At 48.6% G+C, this 9,342-nt stretch carries 10 protein-coding genes; 4 read left to right on the top strand and 6 right to left on the bottom strand.

What is annotated here, in order from left to right; translation table 11 throughout:
• Nucleotides 1-24 precede the first annotated feature (24 nt).
• Nucleotides 25-210 carry a hypothetical protein gene (locus ACN4EG_RS26290; RefSeq protein WP_431631247.1) on the top strand — a complete coding sequence of 62 codons (186 nt, stop codon included), beginning with the start codon at nt 25-27 and terminating at the stop codon, nt 208-210.
• A gap of 349 nt (nt 211-559) precedes the next feature.
• Here the strand turns inward: ACN4EG_RS26290 and ACN4EG_RS26285 are convergent, their stop codons facing one another.
• A complete protein-coding gene (locus ACN4EG_RS26285) occupies nt 560-2,767 on the bottom strand; it encodes a caspase family protein (protein ID WP_431633249.1) in 2,208 nt (735 codons plus the stop codon).
• A gap of 679 nt (nt 2,768-3,446) precedes the next feature.
• Here ACN4EG_RS26285 and ACN4EG_RS26280 point away from each other — a divergent pair.
• Entirely contained in the window at nt 3,447-4,784 is a 1,338-nt protein-coding gene (locus ACN4EG_RS26280) for a S8 family peptidase (RefSeq protein WP_431633248.1), read from the top strand.
• 124 nt (nt 4,785-4,908) lie between these two features.
• Here ACN4EG_RS26280 and ACN4EG_RS26275 read toward each other — a convergent pair whose 3' ends face one another.
• The 5 genes from ACN4EG_RS26275 to ACN4EG_RS26255 form a co-directional block, all read right to left on the bottom strand.
• Nucleotides 4,909-5,142 (bottom strand): IS3 family transposase, encoded by a 234-nt coding sequence (locus tag ACN4EG_RS26275; RefSeq protein ID WP_431633247.1) that lies wholly within the window; start codon nt 5,140-5,142, stop codon nt 4,909-4,911.
• Nucleotides 5,143-5,281: 139 nt separating this feature from the next.
• Nucleotides 5,282-5,596 carry a transposase gene (locus ACN4EG_RS26270; RefSeq protein ID WP_431633246.1) on the bottom strand — a complete coding sequence of 105 codons (315 nt, stop codon included), beginning with the start codon at nt 5,594-5,596 and terminating at the stop codon, nt 5,282-5,284.
• 212 nt (nt 5,597-5,808) lie between these two features.
• Nucleotides 5,809-6,519 carry a hypothetical protein gene (locus ACN4EG_RS26265; RefSeq protein ID WP_431633245.1) on the bottom strand — a complete coding sequence of 237 codons (711 nt, stop codon included), beginning with the start codon at nt 6,517-6,519 and terminating at the stop codon, nt 5,809-5,811.
• A complete protein-coding gene (locus ACN4EG_RS26260; protein WP_431633244.1) occupies nt 6,519-7,061 on the bottom strand; it encodes a hypothetical protein in 543 nt (180 codons plus the stop codon). Before ACN4EG_RS26260 ends, ACN4EG_RS26265 begins: the two co-directional genes overlap by 1 nt.
• On the bottom strand, nt 7,061-7,843 hold the full coding sequence (locus ACN4EG_RS26255; RefSeq protein WP_431633243.1) for a DUF4058 family protein: 783 nt from the start codon (nt 7,841-7,843) through the stop codon (nt 7,061-7,063). The genes ACN4EG_RS26260 and ACN4EG_RS26255 overlap by 1 nt, the downstream gene beginning before the upstream one ends.
• 154 nt (nt 7,844-7,997) lie before the next feature.
• On the opposite strand from ACN4EG_RS26255, the gene ACN4EG_RS26250 reads away from it, so the two are divergent.
• Together ACN4EG_RS26250 and ACN4EG_RS26245 are read left to right on the top strand one after the other, a co-directional pair.
• Entirely contained in the window at nt 7,998-8,480 is a 483-nt protein-coding gene (locus ACN4EG_RS26250; RefSeq protein ID WP_431633242.1) for a tyrosine-type recombinase/integrase, read from the top strand.
• Complete coding sequence (locus tag ACN4EG_RS26245) at nt 8,429-9,088, top strand: tyrosine-type recombinase/integrase (RefSeq protein WP_431633241.1); 660 nt, start codon at nt 8,429-8,431, stop codon at nt 9,086-9,088. The genes ACN4EG_RS26250 and ACN4EG_RS26245 overlap by 52 nt, the downstream gene beginning before the upstream one ends.
• The last annotated feature ends 254 nt before the right edge of the window (nt 9,089-9,342 follow it).

Below are 9,342 nucleotides of genomic sequence, written 5' to 3'. Positions count from 1 at the left end.
TTCGTTTACTTTTGAGGAAAACCAATGACTCGCTATACCAAGAAAATCAAGCTCCAACTCAGCGGTGACAATGATGCTGTTGAGGCGGCGATCGGCATTCTGCACGTTCTCAACTTCATCAGCGCCCATGAGTGGAGTCAAACCGTCCGTAAACGGGGAGAACCTACCGTCGTGCGCGTGGCAGCGAGGGAGATTATGCTAGAAGGCTAGATCCCCCTAAATCCCCGCGCTAACGCGCCGCTGTGCTAGAAAAAAGGGGGACTTTGAGGTAATTTAGCTGATTTTTTCTATTTTATCGGGGTCGAATGTCTCATCGATCGCGAATGTTCAATTCTGATACCCCGTCTGCTTGCGGCGGGGTCGTTCACTGTGTGAATATTCAGCTTTCTTCCATTCTCTATTTTGTTGCTACTTCATCGATCTTGTCATCGATCGACAAAAATTTAGTGCCCGATCGCGCTTCTTCCACCTTCTACTGCACGATCTCCCCTTCCATTGGCATAAATACTGCAACCACCAATCACCCTAACAATACTAACGATTCCTCCGCTTCAGTAACCTATTGAATCACTTGTACCACAGTTGAAAAAACACCCGATTGACTTGGGTCAAGCCCTCGACGCTGAGTTTGACCGATATCGGCTTTGATTCCACGAGTCAAATCATGGGTAAGATTTCTGGCAGATTCAACCACGGTGTCATCGGATTCCCCACTCGATCGGCTTGCCCTATCAAAGGTCACAAACCCCTGCTTCAGGCCACGAGCAGTAGCCACTTGCTTTAAGCCCCGCAAAGTATCCCGTAAAGGCTTGGCACTGGTAATAACCACAATTTCAAAGAAGCCAGGAAGATCATCAACAACCATAGGCGCTTTTTTTGTCTCACCTTTCTCCACCAAAGCAGCCGACTCTGGAGATTCCCAATCGATCGGATGCAGCACCACCAGATCTCCCGTATCCCATATAGAAATCGCTGCCATGTAAATCGGCACGGATTCTTGGTTAGTCACACTAATATCGAATTTTGAGTTGACCTTCAGGGTCTGTGGCACTTTTTTCACACTGAGCGATCGCCTATCCGCTTGGGCCAGCACTTCGATATCTGCACCCTCCTTCGTTTTCAACCCCACATCCACCTTCAGTTGCGAGGTACTGCCATTTAAAACTTGCCGGAGGAACTGACGGGCAAGCAATGACTTGAGCTTAGGTTTTAGGCGAGATGCAATGCTCTGCGGCGATTCGTCTAAGCGCCCAAAGCTATCCGCGATGACGCCGTCACCTGTAGCCGTCAATAGGCCAATACTGCCGGGAGGCTGGCTAATATTAATCGATCTCGTCAAGGCTTCTTGGCGAATTTGGTCAGTCAGTGGCCCAATAATGACACCGCCACTATCCAGCGCACTGACTTCCACAAGTTTGATATTGGAAATCTCAGCTAATTCTGCTTTCAGTTCGTTGCGATTTGCCTTAATGTCAGGGCTGATTGCTACTTTGAGCGACGCATCATTGGGCAGATTACGCAGTTTTTCGCGCAGTAATGTGCCAACCGCAGGCAGATTACCTTGTTTAAGCACACCATATCCCACTAAGCCTGCTCGTCCCGTTTGTTCAATTTCTCCCAAAACTGTACCCTGAGCATTGATTAGACTGAACAAACTACCGGGTTGATAAGCCTCCAAACTGCTCGAAGAAACGCCCCCCAACCAAAACTCAATTTGTTCAGCACCAGAAACTTGAGTCACAACCCCTTCCGCATTGGGCCGATCGGCGGTGATTTGATAAACCGGCTTACGATCGAAGGGTTTGCCAGGAGCGACTTCTTTGATCGGTACCTGTGGGTTATTTGAGTCAGCAGCGACTTCACGGGTAATAAGTGCCAGCCGACCGAAGGTGTCACTGAGGGGTTCTTGACGGGTCGGATTTTGCCAAAGATAGCGAGTCAGCAAGTAGGTGAGTGCACCCGCGTGGAATCCAGAGAAATTCGCATCGACAGCAAGTTGTTCCTTTTGAGCCGAACCGATCGCCACACCTTTGGCAATGCCTGCACGACGGAGTTTAGTCAATTCAGATTCCGAAAGTCCCAGCTTTTCGCGTTGCCTCTTTTGATAGTCCAATTCTTCACGGCTGGGGTTAGCGATCGGTTCATCCGGTCGGCCCACCCGCAGGGCGCGTACCGTACTATTCCCTCGGGTTCCGCCCCCGGAATGGCAACTGTCGAGAACCATCGTAAAGGCATCAGTTTGGATCTGCTTGCTCAGCAGAAAGAGCGTCCGCCCCATGATGTCATTGCGATTGCTAAGCTGACAATCCATGGGAACTAATGTACCATTCGTGGGATTGTTAGGATCGATCGGGTGGGGATCGCGCATCAACCCCCCATGGCCAGAGTAGTGGAACACAGCAACATCGCCGGGTTTAACCTGAGCAATCAAATGTTCTTCAAAAGCACGCAGAATATTAGCACGGGTTGGCTTTTCGGGAGTTGCATTTGTCAAGATACGAATATCTTCTGGGGCAAAACCATAGCGATAACACAATAGATTGTATTGCATTTCCACATCGGTTATGCAGCCCTGTAAGTTAGCAATCTGTAAATCATCATATTGGTTAATCCCGATGAGGAGTGCATACTTGCGCCCCGTGGAAGCTTGGGCTAAAACTTGATGTTGCTGCTGAGCCTGGGTGAAGAAGTCTAGTTGGCTCAGCCCAATGCTGGCTAGGGTGGCTCCAGAGAATTGGAGGAAATGGCGACGTTTGAGTTGGCTCATAGGAATTAATTCAGTGAAAGTAAGCTGTTAATCCAATATGTAACAGCATTAGCATGAATTACTTTTAGGAAGATGGTTTTTAAGAACTTCTTCATCCAAGTGATCGGACTCAGCCTGCAAATTCAGCTATCTGGTGCTCTTAGCAACCTCTCATTCTGAAGCGTAGGGAGGTTATGAAAAATCTGAGGTATCCCATAGATTTTCATAAGGTCAATAGGTCTGGAAAGAGACATCATTAACTCGCTTCCGCCCGAGGCACTCAAACCTACTGGTCTAGAGTGAATATTTTCAGAATACTTCACTCAAGTTATGCATAAGCGATTCAAACCGAGAATGAAAAGGATGACAACAATCTCTAAGTTAAGTTGAGATCTCAATCATGTTTAGCACGACACCTTATTCGAATCCACTCAACACTGAACAACTTACTAATGGAGAATCAAGATTCACAAACTTAGCAACCCAACAATCTTTATTATTCGACCCTACATCGCTTTCTATCCAAGCCAACGCTACAAGGTCTTCTGCCCTATCCTTAACGGCTGCTATTGACACCACTGCAATCACAACTTCCAATGATTCTGTATGTAATGATTCTGTAAGTCCGGCTCAGGCAAATATCTTGTATGGGGACTTGAGTTATTGGGATGCCATCAATCCCCTCCGGTGGAATACCTACATGGATGACTATTCCTTTGTAGGCCAGCAAGCAGGCCAAGTGCAGTTTAATTTAGACTCCTATAACTTTGACACTTATCTGCAAGTCATTAATGGCCAGACAGGTCAGTTAATTGCCTGGGATGATGACTCCGGGCCAGGTACTAATTCTGAAATTGTTCTAAATTTTGAAGCGGGACAAAGTTTCATTATTCGTGTAACCAGTTATGGAGCCTATGCAACAGGAAGCTATAGTATTGCAGCCGATGTCACCTATCGCCCGAGTCCGCCGCCGGGTAGCCTGCCGTTTAGTTCTGTCTATGGTTATGGGTTAGTTGATGCTGGGGCTGCGGTTGCTCGATCGATCGGCCAATCGCCTTTTCCAGAAGTTCCTAATTTGGGGGGCGTTGCTTGGGGTGAGGATCTCGTGAATGCACCAGAATCATGGACAAGGGGCTACACGGGACAAAATACGGTTGTTGCTGTCATTGATACAGGAGTTGACTTTACCCATCCCGATTTAGATGACAACATTTGGTACAACTCCGATGAAGTTTTTGGTAACGGTATTGATGACGATCGTAATGGCTATATCGACGATATCATTGGTTGGGATTTTGTAAATGGAGATTATAATCCCATGGATGAAGATGGCCATGGAACCCATGTAGCAGGAACGATCGCAGCAGAAAACAATGGATTTGGGGTAATAGGAGTTGCCTACAATACGCGGATTATGCCAATTCGAGTCTTGGGAGACAATGGAGGCACAGGAGAATGGATCTCCCGTGGTATTCGCTATGCTGCGGATAATGGTGCTGATGTCATTAACCTAAGCTTAGGCGGAGCGTATTCTCAAATCATTATTGATGCAATTCAGTATGCAACGCAGTTAGGTTCGATTGTAATTATGGCAGCGGGCAATGAGTCGGCATCCCAACCGGGATACCCAGCGGCGATCGCGACTCAGGTAGGGATTGCTGTAGGCGCGATCGATTGGAATTTGAATATGGGAGATTTTTCCAACTTGGCTGGGACTGATCCGAGTATGGCCTATGTGGTTGCACCGGGTGTGAATGTGTATTCCACAGTTCCAGGTGGGCAGTATGAAGCATTCAATGGAACTTCCATGGCATCTCCTCATGTGGCGGGGGTGGCAGCATTGATGCTGAGCGCCAATCCAAATTTGACTCCAGCACAGGTGCGGCAAATTATCATTGAGACCGCATTTCGAGGTAATGGACAGCGAGCAAATCAGTTTGCGGTACAGGGTTGGGATGCGGTGGCTATGGGCGATCAACCAGCGCTTACTAATAATTTTGAGATTTGGAGCGATGGGAAGTTAGTAGTGAATGTTTGATGCTGAGCAAGGGCTAGAAATGGCTTAGAAGTAGTATTAATCCAGCTTGTTTGCACCAGCCGCTAGGTTCAGCAAAAGAAGCTGAACCTAGCGGCTACCTCTTCTAAATATTCGTCAGTTGAGGCTAAAACGTAAAGAAAAGTTTCCAACCGATCGATTGGGAAGCTGAATAGTCATTCGCAGTAAACTGTAACCCTTGTCCGAGCCAATGCTCAGGATGAGCTTGGCTCAACTTCGGTTTTGGGTAGAGGGCGAATAAACCCATTTCTCGCATCAGTCGTTGCACTCGCTTACGATTGACCAAGTAGCCCAATTCCTGCAGATGCACCGTCATCCGACGACTCCCATAGAACTGCATTTTCAGGTATGTTCATCCAACAAGCGTCGTAGGATCCCATCTTCTGATGCCTCAGGTTATGCCTGGTAGTAGTAGCTCGACCGAGGCAAGCCCAGCAACCCACACTGCTAACCAATACTCAGGTCAAGGTGGTTGGGCTCTACCAGGGTTTGTCGGGCACTAGCTCCAATTGTGCCGACTTGCGTGCTAAAAAATCTCGTTCCACCGTCAATTGACCAATTTGACGATAGAGCTGATCTAATTGAGCCTGTTGCGCTTCTGAGGGGGCTTGTGTTCGCGGTGATTCAAACAACGAATTGGCTCCCTCCAACAGTTGCCGCTTCCAGTTGTTGATCACCGTTGGGTGTAGCTCATACTGACTGGCCAGTTCTGCTACAGTTTTATCCCCTCGTACTACCGCTAAGGCCACTTTGGCTTTGAAGTCGGCGTTGTATTGTTTGCGTTTATTACCCATGAAAGACTCCTATCACAGTTTGAGTTTTCAGAGCTTAACGACCTGTCCAGTTTTTGGGGTCCACTGCATATCTTGCAGCGCTTCATACAAACTCGGCCACCGCCGCCAAAACACGGGAGACAACGACAGTTCTGCTTACAAGATCAGGCACTCTACTTCAGCTTCCAGTACACACCCTAATCATCATTGAGCATGTATCATTCATGGGCGATCTACGCATTCAGCATCCCGGATTTTCCATGCATAATCCACACTGTCTGGTCATCATAAAACGCACCCCGTTGTGCCAATGGGTAGCCCCCCAGCAACAACCCAAGCCACACCTCCACGATCGGCATGGCCAGCTCTTTTTGTAACTTCACTAATTGAATTTCCGCACCCACAGATCCAAGGTATTGCTCGATCGCCCTCGACCATTCCTCGACATTCTCCCCGTGCGCTAGCTCCCGAATCTGCTCAGCCATCTGGGTTGCATCCAGGGGTTGTTCTGCTGCCACCTGATCAACCCAATTGAGCAACGTTTCCTTATCCACTTCCCCAACGATCGAACCCTCAATGAGAGGATCTAACTTCTTTTGACGGTTTGTCGGGTACTGCACTGGCTCAGAGTCTTCAAATAGATCGGTGACATCCAGGGATAACGACTGGACAAATAGATCCACACAATCCTCTAGGTTAACCACTGGCTCAGCCGGATTGTGACGGCGCTCCCAACCAGAAATTAAGAGATTTGCCCGAACTTCATACACCGCTGAAAGCTGTACCAATACATTCCCGGCAACCGCCAACTGGTCTGCTAAAGATTGATCGGATAGTGTTTGCTCTAGGGCATCACAGAGCGATCGCAGATCTGCTGTTTCTGGAAATCGAGAAGCTGTTTCCAACGATCGCCACAGATCCAGTTCTAACTGCTGCACTTCCATTACAGCTTCACCTCTGGATAGAGTGGGCAAGGTCGAATCGGGCAATTGTGGGGATGGAGTTCGACTGACGAGCGAAAGCGCTCCACCTTCATGCCACTGTGCTGGGAAAATACCTCTAAAATCCGCACCAACAGCGTTTTGACTTGCAATTCGGTCAATCCCAAACAATGAACTGGTTCAATTTGAGCCACCCGATCGTTGCCAACCCACAATTCAGCCCCCAAAGCATGGAGCGGTGCATCCTTTGTAGCGCGATACCAATGAACCACAGCAGCCGGCACCGCAGGCGCTAACACCTCCAGAATCGCAACCCGTTCCGATGAAGATGCCCCCAATTCTAAGCCCTCAGATTCGGCTGACTGGCTCCGTCGTCGCTGTTTCCGAATCGAGTTTCGGACACCTCGGTGGCGGTAGTAGGAACGACGATTGTGGCAATATTTAGGATCCCAACAGCCATCTCCCTCGGGGCCATGACGTTGTTGGGCTTCCTGGGCATTCAACTTAGCGCACAGCCGACATTTTTCCTGATCAGGACGGGCCATCACGCACCTCGGAGGGGAGTCAATAACGCATCCACCCACTGCTGATCCACTTCAGATAACTTGGGCGGTGGAACAGGCTGGTGGTCATCGATGCGAAATTGGTAACTGCCGCGATCGTAAACCCCCAGAAGAATCGCTTGTAAATCGACAGTTAATTCTGGATCGTGGGATTGAAGGGGTAACGAAAAGCTAGGAATGGGATCTCTCACTTGGAATCCATACAGATCTGCCATGGGACGATGACTGGCTCGACTCACGACAATGCGATAGTCACTCGCTTCTTCGACTCCGATCATCGGCATGGCTATGTTTTCTCGGAGTAAATCAATTTCAACCAGGTGCGAAGAACTGCATAGCACCCGCTGCCGTTTCTTCTCATAAGTCACTCGCCCTTCGCCTTTACGCTTATTCTTCGGTGATAGCACCTCAATCACAGTAACAACCTGATGAGTCCCCACCTCCCGGACTTCTAAATAACGCTCTTTCACTTCAACGGGCATGGGCAGACAGATTTGTTTGGGGTGCGGTTGAGTAACCGCTGTTACAGGATGGGTTAACAAAGGAGCGTTTGAAGCTGTCAGCACGATCGCGTCAGGGATTCCCACGAGTAATTCGGGGTTATCGGTATCTATGTAAGTGCGAGTTTCGACAGCCATATAGTACTTCGGTTGCAGAGAAGGGGTCAGCGCATCCGAAATAGCTACAATCAATCGATTGTGAAATTCATGCCAGAAGGCTGGCTGTTCTAGATAGGGGTTCATGCCCGGAAAGGGAGATGGCATTGGTGAAACTCCCAGAATACAAGGATCTGAGTTTAGTATACTCTAGCCATGATCAACTTAGTCGTAGTTTAGTCGTATAACAGATATTGTTGTCTTATCTTACTTGAAATACCCTAAACTGAAAGAGCCAACTTGAGTTGTGGGGTCATTACTCATGTTTTCAAGCTCAGATGGACTTCCTGCAATTTGCTTAGTACCTTCCAATGGGTCAGTTTTGCCTCTACCCGCAGACCCCACCGACCTGCGTTGGCTGCGGGTAGAGGAGTATTTTCAGGCCCGATCGTTCGCTGAAAATACCCAGAAAGCCTATCGGAGAGAATTGAAACGATTTCTGGGTTGGGTCGATCGACCTTGGGCGGAAGTGACACCCCGACAATTGGCGCAATTTAAGGGATATTTGCAGGAACAAGGACTATCAGCTAATTCAGTCAATCGGGCACTGACGGCGGTAATGAGTTTTTTCAGTTGGTTGCGCACTAGTTATCCGGAGTCACACCCAACGAATCCAGCAGCAGCGGTGGAGTTGTTGTCGGTACCCCTGCCACCTGCGCAGGATTTATCAGAAGCTCAGATTGCTGCGCTGGATTGGGCCCTGACGCAACGGGGAAAACAGAACCGCGCGATCGGGCTGTGTTAGCCGTTCTGAGTCATGGTCTCCGGGCAGAGGAGGTTGTGAATCTCAATCTGGATGATTTTGATGGAATTCGTTTGACCATTCGGATGGCGAAAGATGACAGTACGGGGACGGTTCCGCTAGGTCGAGACGCACGGGATTGTTTGACGCAGTATATAAGCGATCGACGGAAGATAGAACCTAGCGAGCCAGATGCACCCATGTTTCTGGCCTATGGGCGAAATCGAAAAGGCCAACGATTGGGCTACCAGGGGATTTACTACTTAGTGAAGGCGTTAGGACAACGGGCAGCTAAGCAAGCCCAATGGCTACTGGAACAACGGCAACTTCAAGAAGAGGTTAACGCTGAAGAACTCAATTTTTGGCAGCACTTGAGTGAAGTAGAGTTAGAGGAAATTCGTCGGTTGGAAGCGGTACATCCCCATCAATTACGGCATACGTTTGCAACGGGGTTACTGTTGCGAGGTATGGACAGTTTTCATGCACGCACATTAACCCGCCATAAGTCGGAGAGCAGTTTTAAGCGCTATGCAAAGCGTGCCATGATGGTGGCAGCGGAACAGGCTTTCTTTCGAGCTTTGGGAGAAGAAGCCCCTACATCCATGACCTAAAGTTAAGAAGCGGGTTGGCGACGGACTAATCACAAAGTTAGAAGAGCAAAACTGCACTAATTTAACCAGTGCCAGTCTCTACCACAAAATTAGACGACCATTCTTGGCATAAAACACCCATGGAAAAAAATTATGACCATAACCCTCTTCAGTCACTCTAAGCAGAGGAAAAGATAAGTTGCAGGTTTAATCGCTGCACTGAAGGACAGATGAACTGATTCATAGGACGGATCAATTGCTCAAATGCAGTATGC

Origin of the sequence: Alkalinema pantanalense CENA528 (assembly GCF_050753345.1) — a bacterium.
GTDB classification, from domain to species: domain Bacteria; phylum Cyanobacteriota; class Cyanobacteriia; order Leptolyngbyales; family Leptolyngbyaceae; genus Alkalinema; species Alkalinema pantanalense.
The sequence above is the reverse complement of the archived record's forward strand: the minus strand, read 5'-3'. Positions and strand labels throughout refer to the sequence as shown.

Bases quoted from the DNA above. Each gene is read 5' to 3' on its own strand.
- ACN4EG_RS26285 (WP_431633249.1), bottom strand. From the start codon at position 2,767: ATGAGCCAACTCAAACGTCGCCATTTCCTCCAATTCTCTGGAGCCACC.
- ACN4EG_RS26255 (WP_431633243.1), bottom strand. From the start codon at position 7,843: ATGCCATCTCCCTTTCCGGGCATGAACCCCTATCTAGAACAGCCAGCC.
- ACN4EG_RS26250 (WP_431633242.1), top strand. From the start codon at position 7,998: ATGTTTTCAAGCTCAGATGGACTTCCTGCAATTTGCTTAGTACCTTCC.
- ACN4EG_RS26270 (WP_431633246.1), bottom strand. From the start codon at position 5,596: ATGGGTAATAAACGCAAACAATACAACGCCGACTTCAAAGCCAAAGTG.
- ACN4EG_RS26275 (WP_431633247.1), bottom strand. From the start codon at position 5,142: ATGCAGTTCTATGGGAGTCGTCGGATGACGGTGCATCTGCAGGAATTG.
- ACN4EG_RS26280 (WP_431633248.1), top strand. From the start codon at position 3,447: ATGGATGACTATTCCTTTGTAGGCCAGCAAGCAGGCCAAGTGCAGTTT.
- ACN4EG_RS26290 (WP_431631247.1), top strand. From the start codon at position 25: ATGACTCGCTATACCAAGAAAATCAAGCTCCAACTCAGCGGTGACAAT.
- ACN4EG_RS26260 (WP_431633244.1), bottom strand. From the start codon at position 7,061: ATGGCCCGTCCTGATCAGGAAAAATGTCGGCTGTGCGCTAAGTTGAAT.
- ACN4EG_RS26265 (WP_431633245.1), bottom strand. From the start codon at position 6,519: ATGGAAGTGCAGCAGTTAGAACTGGATCTGTGGCGATCGTTGGAAACA.